Source organism: Dyadobacter jiangsuensis (assembly GCF_003014695.1).
Taxonomy (GTDB): Bacteria; Bacteroidota; Bacteroidia; order Cytophagales; family Spirosomataceae; genus Dyadobacter; species Dyadobacter jiangsuensis.
Genome location: NZ_PYAS01000005.1, coordinates 158,806 through 182,522 on the forward strand (window position 1 = coordinate 158,806; position 23,717 = coordinate 182,522).

Here is a 23,717-nt window from a genome sequence, read left to right on the forward strand (position 1 = left end):
GCAAACGTTACCAAACCAGGATCAAAACCAATGCAGGGACTCTTCCTGCTTTCTGAGCGGCGAAACACCAAACTCAAAATACTGTGAGCTTTTGAGGGGATTTGAACGGCACCGGCCGCCCGGCCCTGACCTCTTCCTTACCAAGGAAGTGCTCAAAAATACTCTGAGCTTTTGAGGGGATTTGAACCCCTGACCTCTTCCTTACCAAGGAAGTGCTCTACCCCTGAGCTACAAAAGCATTGTTACTTCTTTTTCTTTCATCGTCCCAAGGAAGTGCTCTACCGCATCGGCGGACCGCCCTGAGCTCAAAAAGCATTGTTACTAAAAGCATTGTTCTTAGAACCAAAAAGCGATTAGCGAAAGTTATCTATTGAATGTTTTCGCTAATCGCTTCGATGATGCTTCTAATTGAGCGGAAGACGAGGTTCGAACTCGCGACCTATAGCTTGGAAGGCTATCGCTCTACCAGCTGAGCTACTTCCGCATTTGTTTTCGTCTTTACCTCAAAAACTGGTCATAATTGAAGCATTTTCTCAGACTCAAACTGTGGGGGCGGATGGATTCGAACCACCGAAGACATAAGTCAGCAGATTTACAGTCTGCCCCATTTGGCCACTCTGGTACACCCCCAGACAACATTTCAACACAAGCGTGAAAACCGTTTGTTTCACAATTTGGAGTCGCAAAATTATACCCATTTTTTAGATTCTCAAATTCTTTTGAAAAAAAATTAAAAAAAAATGTGGCCTGGAATCAAAAACAGCGATTCCAGGCCACATGGGCACTTTTTCGACTCAAAATAATCTCACCCCAAAACTCAGCATCCGGACCGATGGCCCCCGATTGGCTTCGAAAAGATAGTTCAAGTCATAGTTCACAAAGAAGTCAGGGAAGTTACGGATACCAATTTCGGCAGCTAAACCATAGCGCAAATCTTCGATGTAAAAGTTACGCCGGTCGTGGTCCACATCCTTCGTACCGACCTTGCGGACCTTCGTGTAACTGCCGATCCGGTAACCGCCATAGGCACCCGCGCTGACGTACGATATGAATGAGTGTGAAAAACTTAGCGTAGGCATAACGGAAAGGTTGACGTATGGTACCACGAGTTTCGACTTCCGTACTTCCACCGGTTTCCCCTGGTCGTCTACCACATCCCGGAACTCGACACCATCGTCCGTTTTGACAATCGTGTTATTCCCATCGTACATCATGTTGTACCACGAAAAATCGACACCGAAGTCCAAATGCAGCCGGGCATTCTTACCCCGCACGACACGCGCGCTGGCCACATAACCCAGGCTCACATAGCGCGACCCGAATGGTTTCAGATCATAATCCGATTTATTGAAACCGGCAGTAGCCTCATTGGTGCCATAGGTATTCAGTCCCAATGCGACATTAAAACCCTTCCGCGGACTCGATCCGCCCCATGACTTTCGCTGAAACCGCTTCCCGATTCGCCTGTAAGTCGAATCCGACCCGACTACCTCGTCGCCATCCTTCACCTCCACACCAGAGCCGTCGATGGAAACCTTCGTGTCGCCGTCCTTGATATGGATCCCGCGAAGGCCAATCCTTACGTAGTCCTTATCCGCCGATTGATCGGGATCTTTCAAATATTTATTCCCGTTGAATTCCTCGCGCAGGAACGTCGTGTCGGCCTTTGTGCTGTCCAACCTCACTTTCAGGTCTTTCAGCAATGCATTCAAATCATACTTCATGATCTTTTCAAGCTCCGTCCGGTTTTCGCCGTAAATGATCAGCCGCGTTTTGTCTCCGAAAGTCACGATAATCGAGTCCTTGTCCTGGATACCGGGGCGCCAGTGTTTTTCGTCGGAGGATTTCAACGAACCAGCGCGCGTGCCAATGGCTGCCAATACAAACAGCACCGCCATTGCATATATTTTACTTTTCATGGCACAATAGATTACAGTTTTGTCTTGTCTTTAGGGTGGTCTTTTTCTGAACTTCTGTCTTCCTTGTTACGCAGGCGATCGTCCACACGTGCTACAAGGCTTTTTGGATTAAAACCCACTTCATCCCAGTCGACTTTCTCGCCGGCTCTTGCATTTTTGAGCTGACGGAAAACCCTTGCAAACCGGGTGTTACGTGGCTTCTCTTCCGCTTCATTGGTACCGGTCTCTACCGCCACGACAATCGTTCTTGTCGGTTCGGGCTCCGGCTTGTTTACCCGGCTAACAGCTGGCTCATCGGGCAAAGTCTTGATATCCTGGGCAACAGGACTTTTTATTTGCCCCGATTGAATCGCATTCACCGGAACATCTGGTTTCTCCGCAATAGCCACCATCGGCACATTCTGAATTGGCTCAGCATCGGCAACCGATGTTTCCGTTACCTGTCTGGGCGCTTCTGGTGTTTTGGTTATTTTGTTGAAATGCGTAGCTCGTTTAACATTCTCCTGATCAACGGCCGATCCGATATTCTTTTCGTCTGCAACCGCCAACTGTTCAACCGGCTCATCTGACTTTCTAATCCGAGAAACCGCCGAATCAACTGGCGCAGGCTTAACCACTGCAACGGTCTGTTGCGATTGAATGCCTCCCGGTGAAACACCCTGCTGATTCTGCCAAACCAGGTATCCTCCCATCACCGCCGCAGCCACACCGGCCGCAGCATACCAACCCCACACAGCCGCGCGACGCATCGCCGGACGACTCTTCGCCGGTTGCTTTTCCTGAATTTTCAGCCACGCATTTTCCGAAGGTGTACGTTCCAAACCTTCGAGTTTGCGCTTGAAAAGATCATCAACAGGATGCTTTTTCATAGTCTACTTTTTTTTTATAATCATTCTGCCATTCCGCCACCATCTTCTGCAACAATGCGCGGGCGCGGTGCAATTGTGATTTCGATGTACTTTCAGTAATACCCAGCATTTGGGCAATTTCAATATGTGCGTAGCCTTCAATGGCGTACAGGTTAAAAACCGTCCGGTAACCTACCGGCAGGGCCTCAATCAAGGCCATCAATTCCTCTGTTTCCAGGTTTTGATCGGCGTGGATGTAATCGGGAATGTTGTTGGCCTCATCCGACAGGTTATCTTCCAGAATCCGCTTTTGTTTCCGCAAATAGCCCAACGACTCGTTCACCATGATTCTCCTGATCCATCCCTCGAAACTCCCGTCGCTATTGAACTGGTTAATTTTTTCAAAAACCTTTAAAAACCCCTCCACCATTACATCTTCGGCCGCCATTTCGTCGCATACATAGCGGAAGCACAAAGCCAGCATTCGATGGCTGTACTTATCGTAAAGCTGTCGCTGCGCCTTCGGATCTTCCTTCCTGAGAGCTTTGACGAGCTGTGCTTCCTGGCTAAATAATGCTAAAATTCGACCCATTCTAATTGGTGGTTTCGACAGCAAGATGCGCAATCCTCCGCGTGAGGTTGCATGTGCCGGAAAAGTTTTTTGATATATTTTTTAGCTTTGATGCGAATATCACTCATTGATCACCAAAAGGACTTTTCTCCCATGCTCGACTCCTCTGCGCCCATCGGAATTTTTGACAGCGGAATCGGCGGTATGACCGTCGCCAGTGCCGTAACCCGGTTGCTTCCCCAGGAAAACACCATCTATTTCGGCGACACGGCGCATTTACCTTATGGCGACAAGTCCACGGCGGCTATCCAGGCTTATTCGATCAAAATCTGCAATATGCTTTTACAGCAGAACTGCAAACTGATCCTTATTGCCTGCAACTCCGCTTCCGCAGCCGCGTACGAGCTCGTGCGCGAGTACGTAGGGAGCAAAGCGAAGGTCCTGAATGTGATCGATCCGGTGGTGGATTATGTAAAGGAGCATTATGAAGGGAAAACCATCGGCCTGATCGGTACGAAGCAAACCGTCCTTTCCAATGTGTATAAAAAGAAAGTCGATGCGCTGGATCGCAACATTCACCTGAAATCCCTCGCTACGCCATTACTCGCACCGATGATCGAGGAAGGTTTTTTCGACAACAACATCAGTGAAAGCGTAATTGCCAATTACCTTTCCGATCCCTCTCTGAATGGCATTGAGGCATTGATCCTCGGCTGCACACATTACCCGTTGATCAAAACACAGATCCGCAAATTCTATGGAGATACGGTAGAGACGCTCGACACCTCGGAGATCGTCGCAAGATCCCTGAAAGCATGGCTCGAACAGCATTACCTGATCAACGAGAAAGGGGAAGGCAAACGGCAGTTCTACGTGTCGGATTACACATTGTCATTTGAGCAATCCACCAACATTTTCTTCGGTCGGCAAATCCAGCTCGAACATTACCCGTTGTGGGAGTAATGCATTAGTAAATCAGCTTCACCGGCCCTAGCAAGCCCGAAGGCATCGGATGCCAGCGTGTCGCGTCAAATTTCTTGTATGTGATATCCACGATATTGATATCATAAAATTTCTTCCAGTCGGGCTGTTGCTGGTCGCGGAGGCGCATATAGTTGGCAGAGAGATTCGTCACCTCGATTTCGAGGATATTGCCCTTGGCCTTCAACGCCCTTCCGGCCGGTAGTATAAATGGGATGTGCCAGGCAACACCGAGATCTTTGTCGTTCAATTTTACCGCTGCTGCCTCGCGCACATCGCCCAAATCCAGCGCTGCATTTGCGTATGTAGCGATCGGACCGGGCAAGTCAAAGGTAATGCGGTACTTCGCCTTTCCGGAGAAGTACTCCGCAGAATCCGGCAGCGAAGTCCAGGACGTAAGTGCTGTAAGTTGGGCTGGGGCCGGCAAATCCGGCTTTCCATTCAAAAATGTGAGCTCCCATTTCCCTTTAATATCAAAATGCTGGCCCGTGTCGCTTACTTCCGGCGCATCGTAGCCGTCGGCCGACGTCGTCAAAAAGCACGACTCTCCTGGCAAAAGCCTCAGGAAAACCTCTTCATTACCTTTGCTACCGCGTGCTTTCAGTGTCGACACACCTCTAAGCGGGTCCGATTTAAACAGGTGACCGCCCCTGCCGAGCCTTATCCAACCTTCCCTGAATGTGTTTCCCACATTCGCTACGAAATACAATGGCACACCGTCCGCTTCCTTCTTGCGGATGAACGTCAACCCTTTCTCTGCCAACTGTTCCCTCACAACCCCGTTCTCTGCCAAATCAGCATTCAGATCAGACGAAACCTTCACGTTTTTAAGACTTGAAAGTCGTGTCAGGCTAGCGCTAAATATTTTTTGTCGCTCGTGATGGTTTACATTACCGGTTACCGTGGTTGGCAATTTACCATCGACCAGGACTTTTGCCCCCGCATTGGCCAGCCGCTCTATTTCCTTCAAAGTCTCCCCCGACAGGTAAGTTGCGGACGGGACAAGCAAAGTTCTGTAAGTAGCATTTCCTGAATTCAAAACGCCGTTAGCCTCGACCGTAAACTTTTTCAACTGCAAATCCGACACGAAATCGAACGCGTAACCTTCCTTCCAAAGCCTTTCCGACAGTTTTCCAAACGGCAAATCCAGCAGCCAGCGATCTACATGGTGGACTTCCAGCAAATGCACGCCTGCACCCGATTTAGCTTTGGTAGCCCATAAATCGTGGATCGGGAAATAGACCAGCACATCGTTGTCCGGCTTGCTGTTTTGCAAGAGACGTTGGCAAAGGTCCACGTACCGGTTCAGCAGCGGGAAATGCTCCGAGAAATGGGATGATTTACCAAAATTGGTAGAGGCGTAAAACAACCAGCCGGGGAAGCCTTCCCTTTCCGGAGAATAGGTTGTGCCGTGGTAAAAAATATGGTTAATCCCGGCAATAAACAGCTCATCGATTTGCGGTTTGATTTGAGATAGTGAAACCTTGAAATGATTAGCCAGCCAGGTGCCGGTTTCGGAACTGACCAGTTTTTTACCCGACAAATTAGCAGCTGACGAGGCGAACTTCATCGCCAACGGGTTTGGAGTACCGAACTGATCGATGGAATAATCAGGATCGACGCGCAGGCCGGGAATACTGAAACGGCTCGTACCAAATGATTCCGTTTCCGGAATATCCGCCGCATCATACAAATCGAGCAGGTTACCGGGCGATCCGTGTGCCTGGTAACGCGTTACGAATCCGTTCGCACGGCTCCATTCCGTCCAGGGCTTTGCATACCGTTCCAGCAGCAACTCGGCTAACGTCTGGTGATAATCAATTTTAACTAATGTCGCTTCGGAATTTCCTGTGGAATCGTTCAATAACGAAAGCTTGCTCAGCAGGTCATACTTCCGCCGGGATTGAAATTGCTGGACAAAATCTGTTGTCCAATTGGCGCCGTACGCTTCGTAGGAATCATTATACATCGCCCTCGGTTTCTCGGAAGTCTTGCTGAATGCCGAATCGAACCGGGAAAGATATTCCGCCATCCCATTTGCATTGAACGGGTCCAGCACCAATCCTTCCCCACCAGGCGCAGCCCGCTTCACTTTCTGGCCTGTTGGTTTTACCACCGGTTTCCCATCCACGATCGTCATACTTTGTGCAGCAGCGGCCGCCACCACATTCGGTCCACCGAACGGCCAGCCCGTACCTGTGGTCATGTCCACGCCCAGTCCGAGGCGCTTGCCTTCCCGCACAGTATGCTGCATTGCTTCCAGCCATTGGTTTCCCAAAAAGGAGATTGCCACTTTCTCATAGCCCTTCACCCCATAAATCGGAATAATATGCACGCCGCCGAGCCCCGACTTACTGAAATATTCGAGCTGGGCCGTAATATCCGCCTTGGTAACCGCACTACCCATCCACCACCAGTAAGTCCAGGGTTTGGAGGTCGACAATTTTTGCGCATTACTATGGGCAAATTGGGCGAGTATCAGGAAAACAGCGAGTAGAATCCGAAGCATGACTGGACATTGTTTTTCTTTAAAGACGCGCAAAGCATTATCTACGCCACTACAAGGAAATATTTTGCCAAAAACCTCATGCACAAAAAAGGGCAGAACCGCATGGTCCTGCCCTTGAATATCTTCTTTTGCAAATCAGTTCTCGTATGCGGATCGCACGCGCGCAGCTACGAATTGACGCTCGGCTTGCGCCCGCTTGGAATTACGGTACCAGAGGTAACCGATCACCGCTACGAGGATATAGGGGATCACAAAGAGGAACATGATACCAGTATTCAATCCGACACCTACATTGTTTCGCCCGTTACCCATCGAGCTCTCCACTGATCCGCGGCACATAGCACATTGTGCGAACGCCCCTGCACTGTTCATCACGAACAGGATTACCATTCCGGATATTGCCAAAAACTTTTTCATACGTAATAAGGACTAATCATCAAGTAAACGATCACACCGGTAACACTCACATAAAGCCAGATCGGCATGGCCCATTTCACAGCTTTCCGGTGTTCCGGAATCTGGTTGGTATATCCGAAATACACCGCCCGTAATACAAACCAAACGACCCCGATCGACAACACGATATGTGAGATCAGCAAAAAGTAATAAACAGGCCGTACAACTCCGGTTCCACCGAATGGCGTTGCTTCGTTAGAAATGTGGTAAAGAACGTAGCACACCAGAAACACTGAACCCAGCGCGAATGCCGCCGTCATCGTCTGGCGATGTGCGGTTACATTTTTTTGCTTGATAAAATAATAGCCCATGATGAGCAACATGGCCGTCAGCGTATTAATCACGCCAATCACGTGCGGCAGAACTTTCGTCCACGCACCGAGATCGATCTTCTGCCGGATTCCCAGCAACAATGCAACCACCACCGGAATGACGACTGCCAGAACATTGATGATACGTTCGTATTTTGGTTTTCTTTCGATTGTTAATGTAGCCATACCCACTTATTTCTCATTCTTCTTTTCATAATCGAGGATCTTGATCTCGGCCATCAACCGGTCGGTTCCCTCCCCATCTCCGGCCTTATAAAAGCCCCTCACCTGCCTGTTACGGTCAATCAGCACAATCTGTCCTGCCCGACCGTTCATTGCGTCGCTTCCTTTGGCAGCATCTGTCAGCTCTTTCGAAAAACAGTCTGCAATCGTCACACTGTCCGCCTTTACCGACTGCCATTCTCCGCGTCTGACAGTATCCGTCGCAATCAACAATACCTGCAATTCCGGAATCCCGGCTTTCAAGGCTGCAATACGAGCTATTTCATCGACTGCTCTGTCGCAAGGCTCCCCGCATTTCGAGGGCATCCGGCTGACGACCGTCAATCGCCCATCCAGGTTTACACCTCCGAACACACCGCAGTCGGCAGAAACCTGATGAAACACGGTATCGCCATTTTGTACGGCGATCGAGCCGCCACCATCCCTTTCCGCCACAAAGTAAGGCAGATCGTAATGGTTCGTCCCGAACAGTTTCAGTAAAGTAAAAATCAAAGCCGGTATTACTAATGTGACGATCAGTAATCCGGCTTTGGGAAATTTCTTCATTCTATTCTATTATCCAAAAATCGCTTCGAAAATCGCATTTCCTTCGAGCAGGAGCGCCAGGATCAACCAGGCTACGAATATGACCGGTACAAGTATCGACCAGATCAGCGTTTTTGTTTCATGTTTCAAGTGCATGAATTCCCCAACGATGTAGAATGCTTTCACGATCGTCATGACGATAAAGATCGAAACTTTAAGAACGCCATGGGGAATTGTAAATGCGATCAAGAACTCGAGTGAGGTGATGATCAAGAGAATCCAAAAGGTTTTCCAGATCGCTTTGCGCTGCTCTGCTCCTGCTTCGGGATCCTGGTTATGTACGTGGTGATGATGTACTTCCGCCATTTTACTTCAATTTTAAATATTGTCCTATAAATTAAACCAGGTAGAAGAATGTAAATACAAACACCCAAACCAGATCCACAAAGTGCCAGTAGAGACCTACCTTCTCAACCATTTCGTAACTTCCTCTCTTGTCGTAGAAACCTGTCGCGGCACGGAAGAAGATCAGAATGTTCAGGATCACACCCGAGAATACGTGCGTTCCGTGGAAACCGGTGATGAAGAAGAAGAAGTCGGCGAATGCAGGAGGGCCGTACTGGTTCTCCGTCAGGTTAGCACCAAAAATCGTTTTCTCAACCCAGGTGCCGTTTTCGATCACTTTCATTACGGTACCTGCGTCGGTTCCGTGGATGAAGTGGCTCCATTCCCAAGCCTGGCAACCAAGGAAGGTAAAACCGCCGAGGATTGTCCAAAGCATATATTTTTCAACATTCGCGCGGTCCATGCGGTGACCAGCTTCCACTGCAAGTACCATTGTAACGGAGCTCGCGATGAGAATGAATGTCATGATACCAACGAATACCAGCGGCAGCGAAACACCGTGCAGGAATGGTACGGCTTCGTAAACCCTTTCAGGCACCGGCCAGTACATGTTGGAGAAGGTGAAATCTTCGTGTTTTCCGGTGAATGCAGGGAAACTAAACCGGGCTGTACCATATGCCACCAGCAAGGCAGAGAAAGTAAAGGTATCCGAGATGAGGAAGAACCACATCATCAGTTTACCGTAACTTGCTTTCATAGGCTCAATACCCCCCAACCACATTTTGGGTTCTACCGCGCCGGGTGTTGTTACATGTGCCGCCATTGATAAAAAAATTATTAATTAAAGGTCAATAAAAAAACAAAAAGGTATAACCAGAGTATATCCAAAAAGTGCCAGTAAGTAGCACTGATCTGAATTCTTCTCAGATTTTTGGAATGCATGTTCAGCTTAAATGCCGAAACCAATGCGAATACCAAAACAATCAGGCCGGTAATGATGTGGAAGCCGTGCAGTCCTGTGAACACGTAAAAGAACGAGCCGGACGGGTTTCCTACAAAATAAACATTCATCGCCACCAGCTCTTTCCAGCCCTGAAACTGCATATAAAGGAAGATCAGGCCGAGTACAAAAGTAATAGAAATTGCTATTTTCAATTGTTGGAACTGATCTTTTTTTGCCGAAAAATAGGCCCATTGCATTGCTACGCTGCTCATTAACAGTACCACTGTACTGTACCAGAAGATCTGCGGCATCTCAAATTCGAGCCAGTTACCTTCTGCACGGCGTACCAGGTATGCACTGCTCTGAGAGGCGAAAAGCATGATAATCGTTACGAGGAACAACCAAAGAATAAACTTCTTCGGGTCCATCGCCAACGTCTCCTGCGGCTCTCTTTCCAATTTATATTGCTGAACGTTTTCCATTTTCTCTCAATTCAATATCACAATTTATCCAACAAAAAAGCAATCTGTACGATAGGCAGGTAAATGAACGATCCGAACATCAACTGCTTCGCGGTCTTGTCCGTACAGGTGCGCATGAGGTGGAACGTCTGCGCGAGGAACAACACCCCGAAAATCGTCGCAATGAATGCGGAATTAATTCCCGTCATTCCCAGTTCGTACGGCAACCAGCCGATCGGAAGCAGAAACAACGTATAGATCATAATCTGCAAAGTCGTATCTGAGTCTTTCAAACCGTTGGCGGGCAACAATTTGAAACCTGCTCTTTTGTAATCTTCATCCAATACCCATGCAATTGCCCAGAAGTGCGGGAATTGCCAGAAGAACTGGATCGCAAACAGGATACCAGGTTCCAGACCAAAATGGTTGGTGGCCGCTACCCAACCGATCATCGGAGGAAATGCGCCGGGGAATGCTCCCACGAACACCGCGATCGGACCGACGCGCTTCAACGGTGTATAAACAAAGCCGTAAAGCACGAGCGACAGCAGGGAAATAAGCCCCGTTGTCAGGTTAAATACCATTACAAATATCGCCAGCGAAGCCACCCCGAGAATTACTGCCCAGACAGCAGCTTGCTCCACCGTAATTCTTCCGCTTGGCAACGGCCGTGAAGCCGTTCTTTTCATCATTTTGTCCAGATCCTTTTCGAGGATCTGGTTGATAATGTTGGCAGCACCGGTAATACCGATCGACGCCAGGATGAAAAGCACCATATCGGAGGTTTTCACTTCTTTCGCGCCCAGGCAATATCCCATTGCACCGGAGAACGCGATCAATGACGCCAACCGGAATTTGAGTAATTCAAATAAAACCCCTAATCTCTCTCTGATCTTCCCAACCCCACCTGCACTTTCCTCTACTGAAATCATTATTACAGAAATTGAAAATTCTAAAATTGGCTACCAGCCGTCGCGGCCACGCCTTTGTATTTTAAATACTTCTTACCGTTCACAACCAGCCATACGATAAATTGCAAGCCGATCAAAAGAATCGCGAATGTAAGGTGAATAGGTTGAGCAAATGCGGGAACCCCGAAATACGCCATGATTACACCTGTTGCGATCTCCGCTATCAATATCCAGAAACACGCTTTGGCTATTTTGCCTGCTACCGTCCCCTGGTTACCGGATTTTAAAACCTTGTTGATCCAGATTGCATTCACAACAAAGACCAGAATTGAAAATGACCGGTGTATGTAAAAATTAGCTCCTAACTCGTCAATCCATTGTGACCGTGCACCATAACCAAGCTTCATGATCACCACATCCATCTCCTCACGCACCTGCGTCCCAAGCAAAATCTGGAACAACGATAGCGCCATTACTGCGATACCTATTCCACTGAGCGCCTTCTCGCTCCCCTCTCGCAACGTAAGAACCTTTTCGACATAGCCGGCCCACGTAAATACATAGAGCACGATGAAAATAATCACTATGGCTAGGAGCATGTGTACTGTGACGATCAGCGGATGAAGCTCAAAAGACACCACTTTCGCACCGAGCCAGCCCTGGAAGCCCGTCAGCAGAAATGCTCCGAGGCTCCAAAAGAATACTTGCTTGTTTCCGGATTTCAGAAAAGGAATGGAGGCCAAAAGCATCAAAAAAATGATGATACCAGTAAGCGCTCCCACAAGCCTGTTTACGTACTCGGTCCAGGTTTTCGTCGCATTAAACTCGACTTCTCCTTTCAGCTTCGCACCGTAAATCTCCTTGTAATTGGGAGGAAGTTGTGATGCTTCGGTAGGAGGGACCCATCTGCCGAAGCATTTAGGCCAGTCGGGACAGCCCATTCCTGAGCCTGTGCTTCTCACCACGCCGCCTGCTATCACTACCAGGTACAGCGAAATGAGCGTATTCAAAGCGAATCGCCGGAACCGGCGATTCGCTTTAAGATCAATGATGTGTTTTGAATTGGTCATTGAAGTTTTGTGACTCAATCACCTTTTCGGTCGCGATCAGCTCATTCTCATGAGGGAAGTTCGATTCAGGTGTTTGAGAATACGGGATGTTCTGAGGAATGAAATCCTCTTTGGCTCCCGGTTTGCTGTAATCATATGACCAACGATATACCGCAGGAATTTCGCCTTCCCAGTTTCCGTGACCCGGAACGATAGGTGCAGTCCATTCGAGCGTGTTTGAACGCCATGGGTTTTGCGGAGCTTTTCTTCCTTTGAAAATGCTGTAAAAGAAGTTCCAGAGGAATATGAACTGTGCAAGGAACGTGAATATCGCTGCGATAGAGATAAACATGTTCATATCCATGAACTTATGCGTAAAGTCGTAGCTGGTGAACTGGTAGTAACGACGAGGGAAGCCCGCGATACCTACGTAGTGCATTGGGATAAACACCAGGTAAATTCCGATGAAAGTTAACCAGAAGTGAGCCTGACCCAATGAAGTGTTCATCATACGGCCGAACATCTTAGGGAACCAGTGGTAAACCCCTGCAAACAGACCGAAGGCCGATGCAGCACCCATTACCAAGTGGAAGTGAGCTACTACGAAGTAAGTATCGTGCAATTGAATATCCAATGCACTGTTACCCAGGATAATACCGGTCAAACCACCTGATACGAACAGGGAAACCAGACCGATCGAGAACAACATACCAGGGGTAAATACGATGTTACCTTTCCAGAGTGTTGTGATGTAGTTAAAGCCTTTCACCGCAGAAGGTACCGCGATAATCAGCGTCAGGAACATGAAGACCGATCCGAGGAATGGGTTCATACCTGTTACGAACATGTGGTGCGCCCATACGATAAATGCAAGGAATGCAATACCGAGCATGGAAGCGATCATCGCGCGGTAACCGAAGATCGGCTTGCGTGAGTTCGTCGCGATTACTTCGGAGGTGATACCCAAAGCTGGAAGCAATACGATGTATACCTCAGGGTGACCAAGGAACCAGAACAAGTGCTGGAACAGGATCGGGCTACCACCCACGTTTGGCAGCGCTTCACCATTAATGTAAATGTCGGAAAGATAGAAGCTGGTACCGAAGTGACGGTCGAAAATCAGCAACAATACAGACGAAAGCAATACAGGGAACGAAATCAGACCCAGTACCGCAGTAATCAGGAATGACCAGATCGTCAAAGGAAGGCGGTCGAAAGACATACCTCTTGTACGCAGGTTGATAACTGTGGTAATGTAGTTGATACCACCCAACAGCTGTGACACGATAAAGAATGCCATACTAGCCAACCACAATGTCATACCCATGCCTGAGCCAGGGTGTGCCTGTGGCAATGCGCTCAATGGAGGGTAAATTACCCAGCCACCTGCCGCAGGGCCTTGTTGCAGGAACAAAGAAGCGAACATGATTACGCTGGCCAGGAAGAAGAACCAGTAAGAGAGCATGTTCATGAAACCTGACGCCATATCACGTGCTCCTACTTGAAGCGGGATCAGGAAGTTACTGAAAGTACCGCTCAAACCGGCCGTCAATACGAAGAATACCATGATGGTACCGTGCATTGTAACCAAAGCCAGGTAGAAGTTCGGGTCGAGCTTACCTGCGTCGCTGATCCAGCCACCAAGGATAGGCTTCAACCATGACAGGTTAGAATCGGGCAAACCGAGCTGGATACGGAAGATCACCGACATGGTAATCCCGATAACAGCCCACAAAATACCCGTGATCAGATACTGCTTGGCGATTACCTTGTGATCTTCACAAAATATATATTTCTGCCAAAAGCTTTGTGCTTCGTGGTGGTGGGCATGCTCGTCTGCGTGGTGGTGAGCTGTTTCCAATCCTTCAATAGCTGACATATACTTTTATTGTATTTTAATTAATAGAATTATCGTAGACTAGAACTTGCTCCGGCACCGCCAGCTGATGTTGCTGAGCTGTCGGCGGCAGGCGTTGCTGCTTCGGCAGGCACATATTTCATCGCCTTTGCTTTCAGATTCTCAGGAACTTTCGCAAGATATTCTGGGTAAGTCGACAGGAAAGTAGCCTGCTCTGAAACCCATTTTTTGTATGTAGCCTCGTCGTCTACGATCAATCTCATTTTCATTGAAAAGTGACCTTGTCCACATACCTCTGTACAAGCAATCTCGTAGTCAAATTTCGGGTTACCGGTTTCGGCACGCATATCAGCGGTTGTCTTGTCCGGTACGAACCAGAATTTGGTAGGCATACCAGGAACTGCGTCCATCTTCACACGCATGTGCGGAATAAATACGCTGTGCAACACGTCGCGCGCACGGATTTTCAATAGTACCGGACGTCCTACCGGGATGTGCATTTCAGAAGGGTTGGTGAAATCGTCGAAAGAATTTTCGTCCGACAAATCGATACCTACCTCGTTTTGTGCATCAATCAGTTTATAGTTGTAATCACCCAGCTTGTTATTATCCACACCACCGTAACGGGCGATCCAGTTGAACTGCTTACCGGTGATCTCGATTACTTCCGCATCGCGCGGTGCTTCTGCAGTGATATCCGACCATGCTTTCCAACCTGTGAATACCAGCAACGCCATTACGATAGCAGGGATAATCGTCCAGATCAATTCCAGTTTGTGGTTTTCAGGATAGAATGTAGCTCTATGTCCCTTCTTGAACTGGTACTTCCAGGAGAAAAAGAACACCAGGAAGTTTACGATAATGAAAGGAATCGTAAGGATACCCATCGAGAACCAGAAAAGGTCGTCGGTTCTTCTACCGTGTACAGAAGATGCCTCCGGCAGGAAGAATTCGCGTGAATGCAGGTAAGACCAGGTAATTGCCACAGCACCAATCAACAACACCACGATGAACATGGCACCATTGAATTTATTACCAGAAGTTTCAACCTCCTCTGAATCGGTTTTGTTGATACTCTTCAAAACACCCTGCAACCTGGATATCACAACCCCGGTGAGGACAATAAATACAAGAGCAACTAATGCGATAATAATATACATGATGATTTACTGGTTTTGCAATTAGGCGATATCGTGATGCAGTGATTCCTCCAACATCGGGTGATTTCTCGGGATCAGATTTGCCTTGGTCAACTGGTTTGCGATTGAATATGCAAAGGCACAAAGGAAGATCAGGAAAAAGCCCCACTCCAAAGGTCCAAGCGAAGCGCTAGCACCTACCGTTCCCGGCATAATGTTCGTGTAGAAATCGAACCAGTGTCCGACGATCACACTCCAGCAAGCCACTTTCAAAATCGAATGCGTACCCTTCGCGTCGCGGGTCATCAACACCAGGAACGGGAAGAAGAAGTTCATGAACAACGTGATAAAGAAAGGCGCCTTGAAGAAACCTCCGTGTCCGCGGAAACGCTCGATGAAATAGATCGTTTCTTCCGGAAGGTTAGCATAGTAGATCAAAAGGAATTGTGCGAACCACACATATGTCCAGAAAATACTGAACGCAAATACAAACTTACCAAGATCGCGCAGGTGACTGGTGTTAACGGCTCTCAGATAACCTCTCTCACGAAGCATTACGATCGTCAGGGTGATTACCGCCAGACCAGCTACGTGCCAGCTAGCCAAAGTATACCAACCGAACATGGTACTGAACCAGTGTGTGTCGATTGACATCACGAAGTCCCAGGCAGATGTAGACGACGTCACACCGAATACCACCAGAAACGCCGTTCCGATACGGATTGACTTTTCGTAGAACTCAGTTCCGCCGATCTCGTCTTCCTGCAATGAAAGGTTACGGATCACTCTCCACAGATAATACCAGATTGCGAAATAAGCAACGAGGCGGATCAGGAAGAAAGGTGTATTCAAATAGCCACGCTTACCAGCGATGATTTTGTCATATTCAGGACCGCCTATTTCGTAAAGTCCCTCGTGCGTCCAGTGGAAAAGGTCGTGTCCGCCAAGGAGGAAAGTAGCGATCAGTACTACGCCTGTTACAGGAAGAAATGCAGGTAACGCCTCAGGTACTCTCTTGAATACTGCCGACCAACCAGCTTGTGCCAGGTAGTTGTAAGAAAGGAAGAACATCCCGATAACGGACATTCCGGTAAAATATACACCATTTACCCAAAGGTTAGCCCAAATGCGCGCCACCCAGCTCTTCGCGTGGTGACCGCCTTCCGCCGCAGCGCCGTGTGCGTCCGCGCCATGTGCCGCAGCCGCCGCTCCGTGCTCAGCCGCCGCATGACCTGCCGCCGCAGCATGTTCTGCTCCGTGCGCAGCCACTTCATGACCACCACCGCCATTGGCTGCGAGGTATGCTCCTAATAGTACAAGAGCCAGTCCTACACCGCCACCAATGAGCAAACTTCTCTTAGCTCCCGATGTAAATTCAAACCGTTCTTCAATAGAAGGAATCGAATGTCCTGATGCCATTATTTAAAATATTTCTCTGTTTTCAAAATTGTACTTAAGCCCCTTTCTGCAATTTCTGTACGTAGTGTACGATCTTCCAGCGTTCCTCAGGGTTGATCTGGGATCCGTGAGGCCACATGCGCGCTTTCCCGTGTGTGATCACGTGGAAAATATGTCCTTCATTCAGGTTCTTGTAAGCATCGCTCGCGTAGTTGGGAACACCTTTGTACATCGCGCCCACTTTTCCGTCACCGGCACCGGAAGCACCGTGGCAATGCTGGCAATATCTGTCGTAAAGTACTTTTCCTTCTGCCAGCGTTTTCTCGTTCAGAGGAACTGGATTTTTTAGTACTCTTTCTGAAATCTCGATACTATCGGCCGGGATGTTGTAAACCATCAGGTCAACAACTGCCGAGTCTGAAGAACCGAAGCTTGTGTGGTAGTTACGACGGGCAACAGTACCAGCTACCGGCAAACGCATGGTCAGCCCCTGCGGGTTGATCGGGTTCGCCTTCTCCTGCTTGTATGGTTCATAACCTACCGGCAGGTACATATTCGGTGCATATTCCTTTCCAGGATTGTTAGGATCCTTTTTACAACCAGCGGCAGCAGTAAGCAATACGGCAGCAACCAATAGAGATCTATATAAACTTTTCAATTTCATTGCTTTAAACGCCATTAGAATTGCTTAATGTTGACTTCTTCTGCTCCGCTGTCTTTCAACGCTCTTGCTATTTCTTCTTCGCTCATTGAGTTTCTGCTCATCTCGATCGCCATTACAAACTTGTTGTCTGTGGCACGTACGTCGAAACGCGGATGGAAATGAGTACCAGGTCCGAGTCCATTCGAAATGAAGAAGGTAATCACCATACCGAATGCAGTGAAAAGCACTGTTCCTTCGAAAGTAATGGGGATATAGTTAGGAATCGAGATCGGATCTTTACCACCGATGATCATCGGCCAGTCAAATCCCATTGTCCAGATCATCAGCGTCAGCACGCAGCAGCATCCTGTCACTCCGAACATAAAGGCAGCGATACCGATACGCGTTCTTGGGTGCCCCAGTGCTTCGTCCAATCCGTGGATAGGGAATGGAGAGTATACTTCTTTGATTTTCACACCGGCTTTTCTCAGCTTAGGTACCGCGTGAAGAACAGTATCGTCATCGTCGTAAACTCCGACCAAATATTTACCAGATAATTCTGCCATACTATTACTTAATTATAATCTCTATAATTCGCTTTTTCGCAATGCTTTTATTCCTGATCCTTGTTATAAACCGGCTCAGCAGTTCCGCGCTGTCTCACTTTCGCAACTCCGGCGATCTTAGCTGGAAGCTGTGCAGAAGTCGAGCGCAATACCGCTTTCACTTCCGCCATGTTTACTACCGGCAGATATTTCGAGAACAGGAGGAACAATGTGAAGAACAAACCGAAGGAGAAAATGTAATCCCCGATATCGTATCTCGTTGGAGAGAACATCGACCAGCTTGAAGGAACGTAGTCACGGTGCAGGGAGGTCACGATAATTACGAAACGCTCGAACCACATACCGATGTTTACAACCACAGAGATGAAGAATGTAAACGTGATGTTGCGACGCAGTTTTCTTGACCAGAAAAGCTGTGGAGAGATTACGTTACAGGTCATCATCGCCCAGTATGCCCACCAGTAAGGACCGGTCATACGGTTGAAGAACGCGTAGTATTCGTATTCAACACCACCGTACCATGCGATAAAGAACTCGGTGATATAAGCCACACCTACAACAGAACCTGTCAGCGTGATTACCTTGTTCATCGTTTCGATGTGCTCAAGGGTAATGTAGTCTTCCAATTTGTAAACTACACGTGTGATCAACATCAGGTTTTGTACCATCGCGAATCCGGAGAAGATCGCACCCGCAACGAAGTACGGAGGGAAGATGGTCGTGTGCCATCCCGGGATTACCGAGGTAGCAAAGTCCATACTTACAATGGTGTGTACCGAAAGTACGAGTGGCGTAGAAAGACCCGCAAGGATCAAAGAGATGTATTCGTAACGTGCCCAGGTCTTAGCTGAACCGTCCCAGCCCATTGCAAATGTTCCGTACATGAATTTCGAAACTTTGCTGGTAGCGCGGTCACGGATGGTAGCAAGGTCAGGAATCAGACCGATGTACCAGAATACCAACGATACGGAGAAATAAGTACTAATCGCGAATACGTCCCAAACGAGCGGTGAGTTGAAGTTAACCCAAAGTGAACCGAATGCGTTTGGCAATGGGAGAGCCCAGTAAGCCATCCAGGGACGACCCATGTGCATCAAAATAAAAGAAGCAGCACAAATAACGGCGAAGATCGTCATCGCTTCCGCTGCGCGGTTGATGGAAGTTCTCCATTTCTGACGGAAGAGCAAGAGGATCGCGGAGATCAGCGTTCCCGCGTGACCGATACCTACCCACCATACGAAGTTGGTGATGTCCCAGGCCCAACCTACTGTTTTATTCAAACCCCAAACTCCGAGGCCTTCCCACCAGGTCCAGGCAAGACACACAGATCCATACGCCAGAACGATGAGCGAAAGTCCGAAAGCAATCTTCCATTCTTTCGTTGGAGTTGCCTCCACGTGACGACATATGTCTTCCGTTACGTCCGCGTACGTTTTCCCACCTTGGATCAGCGGTTCTCTTACAGGTGAAGTAACATGCATACTACTATTTATTTATAATGATTGGATCGTCAATAATTCTAAACTCTGATATTAAGCGTGCTCTTTCTCAACCTTTTCAGCTTTTGCAGCTGCTGCATCCTTGTTACGGACTTTGGTGAGGTAAGAGATTTGCGGACGAACGTTGATTTCTTCCAGCATGTGGAATGCACGTCCTTCTCTCTCGACTTCGAGCAATTTCGAAATGCGGCTTTCCGGATCGTTCATATCTCCAAAAGTAATCGCGTCGGTAGGGCATGAAGATGCACAAGCCACGTTTACTTCACCGTCAACAATGCGTCTTCTTTCTTTCTTCGCAGTCAGCTTAGCCTCCTGGATTCTGTGAACGCACATCGAGCATTTCTCGATTACCCCTCTTGAACGTACTGTTACATCAGGGTTAATGACCATTTTACCGAGGTCATTGTTGAATGCGTAATCGAAGTTGTCGTTATCAAAATATTTGAACCAGTTGAAGCGACGTACTTTATATGGACAGTTGTTTGCACAATATCTCGTACCTACGCAACGGTTGTAAGCCATTTGGTTCAAGCCCTCAGAGCTGTGGGTGGTAGCCAATACCGGACATACCGTCTCGCAAGGAGCATTGTTACAGTGCTGGCAAAGCATTGGCTGGAATGTAACCTCTGGGTTTTCAGAAGCGATTTCCAATCCTCTCAGATCTTCTACATCCGCATCGCTGCTGTAATAGCGGTCGATACGCAGCCAGTGCATTTCACGGGCGTTGATGATTTCCTGACGGCCAACCACCGGAATGTTGTTCTCGTTCTGGCAGCTGATCACGCAAGATCCGCAACCAAAGCAGGTGTTCAGGTCGATCACCATACCCCACGAGTGGTTTTTGTATTTGTGACCGTTCCAGAGTGAGAGATCAGTTGCATCCACTTCACCTTCCGAAGTCTGGATTTTCGGAACGAAACGTCCGGCCATCGGGTCCTTCTGGAAGTGAGCGAGTACAGTCTCTTGCAGAACCGACTTACGGTTCATTACGGTATTGTGCGTCTGAGTCTGAGCGATCTCGCGGGTATCACCTGTTTTCGAAACAGTTACTTCACCCGGAGTGAAGTTCAGGAAACCGTCGGTGAATGTAGCAAACGGGAATACGTTTTTACCTACACCATTAGCTGATTTACCCGCTTTCTCCCGACCGAAACCGATCGCAACCGCTACCGTTCCCTGTGCAAGACCCGGCTGAATAATCACCGGCAATTCAACTGTTTTGCCTTTCAGATCTACTTTCACCACGTCTCCTTGTGCAAGGCCGAGCTCAGTAGCAGTTTTTTGTGAAAGACCAGCGTGGTTATCCCAGCAAGCCTTTGTAATCGGATCAGGGTTTTCCTGCAGCCAAGGGTTGTTTGCAGCGAAACCTGTACCCAAACCTACGTTTTCGAAAATCGCAAGTTCAAGGCCTGACGAAGATGCTTTGTATCTCTTAGCAACGCCGGCAGCAGCAGCAGCAAGGTTTCCTGAGAACGCAGCACCGGCACCCGTAGCAGCCGAAGCTACATCGAATACGCCGTCGTGCAGAGATTTAATCCAGAATTTCTCGAAGTCACCACCAGCGCTTTGCGGGTAGATGTTCTTTCTCCAATATGCTTTTACATACTCATGGTAATCAGCAGATACTCCTGCCAGTTTCAAGAGTGTAGATTGCGCCTGGCGAGTGCTGAAAATAAGGCTGATCGCCGGCTGCATTAAGCTGTATGATCCTGCAACAGGCTCTGCATCACCCCATGATTCGAGGTAGTGCGGTGCAGGAAGGATGTATTTCAAAAGGGATGATGTTTCATCAGCGCGATCGTTGAATGATACGCTCAATGAAACCTGCGGCAATGCGCCAGCCAGTTCAGCACCACGTGGGTGATCGTAAACCGGGTTAGCACCCCACAAAATCAGTGCAGAAACTTTACCGCCTTTGATCTCATCGATCAGTTGGTTGGTAGCGATATCGTTACCCTGGCGGTAGTTTGCAGGCTTGTCCAAATTGATAGTAGAACCGTAGCTTCCCAGCAGGCTGTTTAGCGCGTTTACTATCACTTGTACCGAAGGATCGTTTACACCCGAAACAACCAATGCCTGGCCTTTCGCAGCAACGAGTTCAGCAGCAGCTTTGTCCAGGTTATCTATATTCAATGCAGGGGTAGCAACGGGAGTACCGCCCAGTTTCGCGGCTACTTTGTTATAAAGTGCAGCTGCTACCAGACCAATCTGCGAAGGTTTTACCGAAGTACGATAATCCGCGTTGGCACCGGTAAGTGAAAGTGTCGATTCGAATTGGTACAAACGGGACATCTGCTTGTTACCTTCCTTATCGCTGCTCACGCGACGGGTGTCGGCAAACTGCTTCGAGAATGTATCAGGTGCAAGCCATGTTCCGAGGAAGTCGCCGTCGATACCTACGATCACTTTCGCTTTGCTGAAATCGTAAGAAGGAATAACGGCTTTGCCGAATGACAACTCATTACCTTTTACAATAGCGTAAGAAGAGTTGGCATCGTAAACCACGTGGGTAGTGGTTGGATATTTCGCAGTGAAGTCTGCAATTACCGCCTTAGTCGACGGGCTCAATATTGTTGAAGTAAGGATACGGATTGCTCCGCCTTTGGCAGCGACCTGTGCAAGTTGATCAGCGATCTCCTTGTCAACAGCTTCCCAGCTCACCTTTGTATCTTCTCCTTTTTTAGGACCTTTCAGTTTCTCATTATCGTACAGGCCGAGCAATGAAGCGTGCGCACGTGAGCTCACACCGTAAGAAACTTTTGAAAGGGAATTGCTTTCTATTTTAATAGGTCGGCCCTCGCGGGTTTTGACCAGAATACTCGCGTAGTCTCCACCTTCTGCGTAAGTGGATGCATACCAGTTAGATATAGTCGGGAATTCACCCTCCGGCTTGTTAACGTAAGGGATCGCTTTTTTAACCGGAGCTTCGCAGGCAGCCAGAGATACCGCCGCCATTCCAAAACCCAGTACTTTAAGGAAATCACGACGATGGGTTCCTACGCCATCCACCAGGCTTTCATACTGACTTTCGGTCGGTGCGCTTGGGAACTCAGAACTTGCATCTTTGACAAACTTTTCGTCATTCCTCAGCTCTTCAAGTCCCCGCCAGTATCTTTTATTAGTATTTTCCATAAAACTATTCAATACAATGAGTTGTATCCGGTATTAATTTCTTGATTAGTAGTGGCACTTAGAACATTCCAAACCACCAATATCCGCTACTTTCAAAGCCTCTTTGCTTTCAGAAGCGTGCAACTGTACCAGCTTATCGTAGTACTGATTGTCTTTGGTATTTACCTCAGTTTTACGGTGACAATCAATACACCATCCCATCGTCAGTGACGAACGTTGCTGTATTACTTCCATTTTCTCAACTTCGCCGTGGCAGTTCTGGCACTCAAGACCACCCACGTTTACGTGCTGCGCGTGGTTGAAGTAAGCCAGGTCAGGCAGGTTGTGAACGCGCACCCATTCGATAGGCTGGTTGTTCTCGATAGAAGTATAAATCTTTTGAATTTCAGGAGATTCCTTTTTGATAACACCGTGGCAGTTCATACAGATGTTAGCAGAAGGGATGTGAGCCGACTTACCGCGGTTAACGCCGGTGTGGCAGTAGTTACAGTCGATTTTGTATTCGCCTGCGTGCAATTTGTGAGAGAATGAAATAGGTTGCTTAGGAGCGTATCCTTGCTGAACCCCTACATTAAACGCACCGTCCAAAGTAGATTTCAAAACGAGCAAAACGAAAATCCAGAGCGTCGCGGAACGAATCGCCGGATCAACCGTAATTCTTTTCAGCAAACCACCGAAGCCTTCGCCGGCAGCAGCCTCAGTTTCAGCACCTCCGCCTTTAACAGCTTTAGATAGAAGCGATACGATCACGAGCAGAACGCCGAGCACCAGTACCATTACAACTACCAATGCAACCAGTACGATCACAAACAGATCGGAAGGAGCACCGCCCTTGGCATCACCAGCAGCAGCGCCGCCAGCAGGAGCAGCACCGGCCGCCGCAGCAGCAGGAGCAGCAGACGCCTGGTCTACATAAGCGAAGATCGCTTTGATGTCGTCATCCGAAAGGTTGGGGAAGCTCGTCATCTGAGCTTTCGAATACTCGTTGTAAATCTTCACAGCGTATTCATCGCCGGAAGCGATCATCGCCGAAGAGTTACGTACCCATTTGGAAAGCCATGCAAAATCGTGGCGGGAGCTTGCCCCTTTCAAACCTGGACCAACTACACGTTCATCTGTTGGAGCGTGGCATTGGGCGCAGTTGTTTTTGAAGATCGACTCACCTTTCGCAGCGTCGCCACCTCCAGCAGGTGCCGCAGCGCCTGCAGCAGCAGTGCTATCCTGAGCAGATACTAAAGTGGGTACGCTTAATAAGATAGCTAAGAGGATAGCTATAAAGGTTTTTGAGTAATTAAAGAAGGAACAAAACTTAGCGTCCATTCGGAATGGTATATTCATAATCAACTATTCATTATTCTTCAACAGACAAAACTAGCTTACGATTTTTTATCCACAAAAGTATTTCAGGGA

At 48.3% G+C, this 23,717-nt stretch carries 21 protein-coding genes and 3 tRNA genes; 1 reads left to right on the forward strand and 23 read right to left on the reverse strand.

What is annotated here, in order from left to right:
• Positions 1-166: 166 nt before the first annotated feature.
• From CLV60_RS11795 to CLV60_RS11820, 6 genes are all read right to left on the reverse strand, one after another.
• A tRNA-Thr gene (locus tag CLV60_RS11795) sits at positions 167-238 on the reverse strand.
• Between the two features lie 173 nt (positions 239-411).
• Positions 412-484, reverse strand: a tRNA-Gly gene (locus tag CLV60_RS11800).
• Between the two features lie 63 nt (positions 485-547).
• A tRNA-Tyr gene (locus CLV60_RS11805) sits at positions 548-630 on the reverse strand.
• Between the two features lie 164 nt (positions 631-794).
• The gene (locus tag CLV60_RS11810) at positions 795-1,919 is read right to left on the reverse strand and encodes a porin family protein (RefSeq protein ID WP_106595593.1); all 1,125 of its coding nucleotides are present in this window, start codon (positions 1,917-1,919) and stop codon (positions 795-797) included.
• An 11-nt stretch (positions 1,920-1,930) separates the two neighbouring features.
• The gene (locus CLV60_RS11815) at positions 1,931-2,788 is read right to left on the reverse strand and encodes a hypothetical protein (RefSeq protein WP_106595594.1); all 858 of its coding nucleotides are present in this window, start codon (positions 2,786-2,788) and stop codon (positions 1,931-1,933) included.
• Positions 2,769-3,359: an RNA polymerase sigma factor gene (locus CLV60_RS11820; protein WP_106595595.1), complete on the reverse strand. Its 591-nt coding sequence runs from the start codon at positions 3,357-3,359 to the stop codon at positions 2,769-2,771. The genes CLV60_RS11815 and CLV60_RS11820 overlap by 20 nt, the downstream gene beginning before the upstream one ends.
• A gap of 132 nt (positions 3,360-3,491) precedes the next feature.
• Between CLV60_RS11820 and murI the strand changes: the two genes are divergently transcribed.
• A complete protein-coding gene (gene murI, locus CLV60_RS11825) occupies positions 3,492-4,301 on the forward strand; it encodes a glutamate racemase (protein WP_106595596.1) in 810 nt (269 codons plus the stop codon).
• Positions 4,302-4,305: 4 nt separating this feature from the next.
• Here murI and CLV60_RS11830 read toward each other — a convergent pair whose 3' ends face one another.
• The 17 genes from CLV60_RS11830 to CLV60_RS11910 form a co-directional block, all read right to left on the reverse strand.
• Positions 4,306-6,828, reverse strand: a complete 2,523-nt coding sequence (locus CLV60_RS11830) for a glycosyl hydrolase (protein WP_106595597.1) — start codon at positions 6,826-6,828, stop codon at positions 4,306-4,308.
• 135 nt (positions 6,829-6,963) lie between these two features.
• Complete coding sequence (locus tag CLV60_RS11835; protein WP_106595598.1) at positions 6,964-7,245, reverse strand: CAMCR motif-containing small membrane protein; 282 nt, start codon at positions 7,243-7,245, stop codon at positions 6,964-6,966.
• Complete coding sequence (locus CLV60_RS11840; RefSeq protein WP_106595599.1) at positions 7,242-7,781, reverse strand: DUF420 domain-containing protein; 540 nt, start codon at positions 7,779-7,781, stop codon at positions 7,242-7,244. The genes CLV60_RS11835 and CLV60_RS11840 overlap by 4 nt, the downstream gene beginning before the upstream one ends.
• A gap of 6 nt (positions 7,782-7,787) precedes the next feature.
• Entirely contained in the window at positions 7,788-8,384 is a 597-nt protein-coding gene (locus CLV60_RS11845; protein ID WP_106595600.1) for a hypothetical protein, read from the reverse strand.
• 9 nt (positions 8,385-8,393) lie between these two features.
• Positions 8,394-8,729: a cytochrome C oxidase subunit IV family protein gene (locus CLV60_RS11850; protein ID WP_106595601.1), complete on the reverse strand. Its 336-nt coding sequence runs from the start codon at positions 8,727-8,729 to the stop codon at positions 8,394-8,396.
• 31 nt (positions 8,730-8,760) lie between these two features.
• On the reverse strand, positions 8,761-9,531 hold the full coding sequence (locus CLV60_RS11855; protein WP_106595602.1) for a cytochrome c oxidase subunit 3: 771 nt from the start codon (positions 9,529-9,531) through the stop codon (positions 8,761-8,763).
• Between the two features lie 14 nt (positions 9,532-9,545).
• Complete coding sequence (locus CLV60_RS11860; RefSeq protein ID WP_106595603.1) at positions 9,546-10,133, reverse strand: cytochrome c oxidase subunit 3; 588 nt, start codon at positions 10,131-10,133, stop codon at positions 9,546-9,548.
• Positions 10,134-10,150: 17 nt separating this feature from the next.
• Positions 10,151-11,044, reverse strand: a complete 894-nt coding sequence (cyoE, locus tag CLV60_RS11865) for a heme o synthase (protein WP_229210932.1) — start codon at positions 11,042-11,044, stop codon at positions 10,151-10,153.
• A 20-nt stretch (positions 11,045-11,064) separates the two neighbouring features.
• Positions 11,065-12,093, reverse strand: coding sequence for a COX15/CtaA family protein (locus tag CLV60_RS11870; RefSeq protein ID WP_106595604.1), 1,029 nt, complete (start codon positions 12,091-12,093; stop codon positions 11,065-11,067).
• Positions 12,068-13,951, reverse strand: coding sequence for a cytochrome c oxidase subunit I (locus CLV60_RS11875; protein WP_106595605.1), 1,884 nt, complete (start codon positions 13,949-13,951; stop codon positions 12,068-12,070). The genes CLV60_RS11870 and CLV60_RS11875 overlap by 26 nt, the downstream gene beginning before the upstream one ends.
• 29 nt (positions 13,952-13,980) lie before the next feature.
• Positions 13,981-15,090, reverse strand: coding sequence for a cytochrome c oxidase subunit II (locus CLV60_RS11880; protein ID WP_106595606.1), 1,110 nt, complete (start codon positions 15,088-15,090; stop codon positions 13,981-13,983).
• Positions 15,091-15,111: 21 nt separating this feature from the next.
• Positions 15,112-16,488: a quinol:cytochrome C oxidoreductase gene (locus tag CLV60_RS11885; RefSeq protein WP_106595607.1), complete on the reverse strand. Its 1,377-nt coding sequence runs from the start codon at positions 16,486-16,488 to the stop codon at positions 15,112-15,114.
• Positions 16,489-16,522: 34 nt separating this feature from the next.
• Positions 16,523-17,146: a c-type cytochrome gene (locus CLV60_RS11890; RefSeq protein WP_106595608.1), complete on the reverse strand. Its 624-nt coding sequence runs from the start codon at positions 17,144-17,146 to the stop codon at positions 16,523-16,525.
• Positions 17,146-17,676, reverse strand: a complete 531-nt coding sequence (locus CLV60_RS11895; RefSeq protein WP_106595609.1) for a DUF3341 domain-containing protein — start codon at positions 17,674-17,676, stop codon at positions 17,146-17,148. The genes CLV60_RS11890 and CLV60_RS11895 overlap by 1 nt, the downstream gene beginning before the upstream one ends.
• 47 nt (positions 17,677-17,723) lie before the next feature.
• Positions 17,724-19,157, reverse strand: a complete 1,434-nt coding sequence (gene nrfD / locus CLV60_RS11900; RefSeq protein WP_106595610.1) for an NrfD/PsrC family molybdoenzyme membrane anchor subunit — start codon at positions 19,155-19,157, stop codon at positions 17,724-17,726.
• 51 nt (positions 19,158-19,208) lie between these two features.
• A complete protein-coding gene (locus CLV60_RS11905; protein ID WP_106595611.1) occupies positions 19,209-22,307 on the reverse strand; it encodes a TAT-variant-translocated molybdopterin oxidoreductase in 3,099 nt (1,032 codons plus the stop codon).
• Between the two features lie 45 nt (positions 22,308-22,352).
• Positions 22,353-23,627 (reverse strand): c-type cytochrome, encoded by a 1,275-nt coding sequence (locus tag CLV60_RS11910; RefSeq protein WP_106595612.1) that lies wholly within the window; start codon positions 23,625-23,627, stop codon positions 22,353-22,355.
• Positions 23,628-23,717 lie beyond the last annotated feature (90 nt).

Excerpts from the sequence above, each read along its gene's own strand:
- CLV60_RS11810 (WP_106595593.1), bottom strand. The coding sequence starts at position 1,919 with ATGAAAAGTAAAATATATGCAATGGCGGTGCTGTTTGTATTGGCAGCC.
- CLV60_RS11815 (WP_106595594.1), bottom strand. The coding sequence starts at position 2,788 with ATGAAAAAGCATCCTGTTGATGATCTTTTCAAGCGCAAACTCGAAGGT.
- CLV60_RS11820 (WP_106595595.1), bottom strand. The coding sequence starts at position 3,359 with ATGGGTCGAATTTTAGCATTATTTAGCCAGGAAGCACAGCTCGTCAAA.
- murI (WP_106595596.1), top strand. The coding sequence starts at position 3,492 with ATGCTCGACTCCTCTGCGCCCATCGGAATTTTTGACAGCGGAATCGGC.
- CLV60_RS11830 (WP_106595597.1), bottom strand. The coding sequence starts at position 6,828 with ATGCTTCGGATTCTACTCGCTGTTTTCCTGATACTCGCCCAATTTGCC.
- CLV60_RS11835 (WP_106595598.1), bottom strand. The coding sequence starts at position 7,245 with ATGAAAAAGTTTTTGGCAATATCCGGAATGGTAATCCTGTTCGTGATG.
- CLV60_RS11840 (WP_106595599.1), bottom strand. The coding sequence starts at position 7,781 with ATGGCTACATTAACAATCGAAAGAAAACCAAAATACGAACGTATCATC.
- CLV60_RS11845 (WP_106595600.1), bottom strand. The coding sequence starts at position 8,384 with ATGAAGAAATTTCCCAAAGCCGGATTACTGATCGTCACATTAGTAATA.
- CLV60_RS11850 (WP_106595601.1), bottom strand. The coding sequence starts at position 8,729 with ATGGCGGAAGTACATCATCACCACGTACATAACCAGGATCCCGAAGCA.
- CLV60_RS11855 (WP_106595602.1), bottom strand. The coding sequence starts at position 9,531 with ATGGCGGCACATGTAACAACACCCGGCGCGGTAGAACCCAAAATGTGG.
- CLV60_RS11860 (WP_106595603.1), bottom strand. The coding sequence starts at position 10,133 with ATGGAAAACGTTCAGCAATATAAATTGGAAAGAGAGCCGCAGGAGACG.
- cyoE (WP_229210932.1), bottom strand. The coding sequence starts at position 11,044 with ATGATTTCAGTAGAGGAAAGTGCAGGTGGGGTTGGGAAGATCAGAGAG.
- CLV60_RS11870 (WP_106595604.1), bottom strand. The coding sequence starts at position 12,093 with ATGACCAATTCAAAACACATCATTGATCTTAAAGCGAATCGCCGGTTC.
- CLV60_RS11875 (WP_106595605.1), bottom strand. The coding sequence starts at position 13,951 with ATGTCAGCTATTGAAGGATTGGAAACAGCTCACCACCACGCAGACGAG.
- CLV60_RS11880 (WP_106595606.1), bottom strand. The coding sequence starts at position 15,090 with ATGTATATTATTATCGCATTAGTTGCTCTTGTATTTATTGTCCTCACC.
- CLV60_RS11885 (WP_106595607.1), bottom strand. The coding sequence starts at position 16,488 with ATGGCATCAGGACATTCGATTCCTTCTATTGAAGAACGGTTTGAATTT.
- CLV60_RS11890 (WP_106595608.1), bottom strand. The coding sequence starts at position 17,146 with ATGGCGTTTAAAGCAATGAAATTGAAAAGTTTATATAGATCTCTATTG.
- CLV60_RS11895 (WP_106595609.1), bottom strand. The coding sequence starts at position 17,676 with ATGGCAGAATTATCTGGTAAATATTTGGTCGGAGTTTACGACGATGAC.
- nrfD (WP_106595610.1), bottom strand. The coding sequence starts at position 19,157 with ATGCATGTTACTTCACCTGTAAGAGAACCGCTGATCCAAGGTGGGAAA.
- CLV60_RS11905 (WP_106595611.1), bottom strand. The coding sequence starts at position 22,307 with ATGGAAAATACTAATAAAAGATACTGGCGGGGACTTGAAGAGCTGAGG.
- CLV60_RS11910 (WP_106595612.1), bottom strand. The coding sequence starts at position 23,627 with ATGGACGCTAAGTTTTGTTCCTTCTTTAATTACTCAAAAACCTTTATA.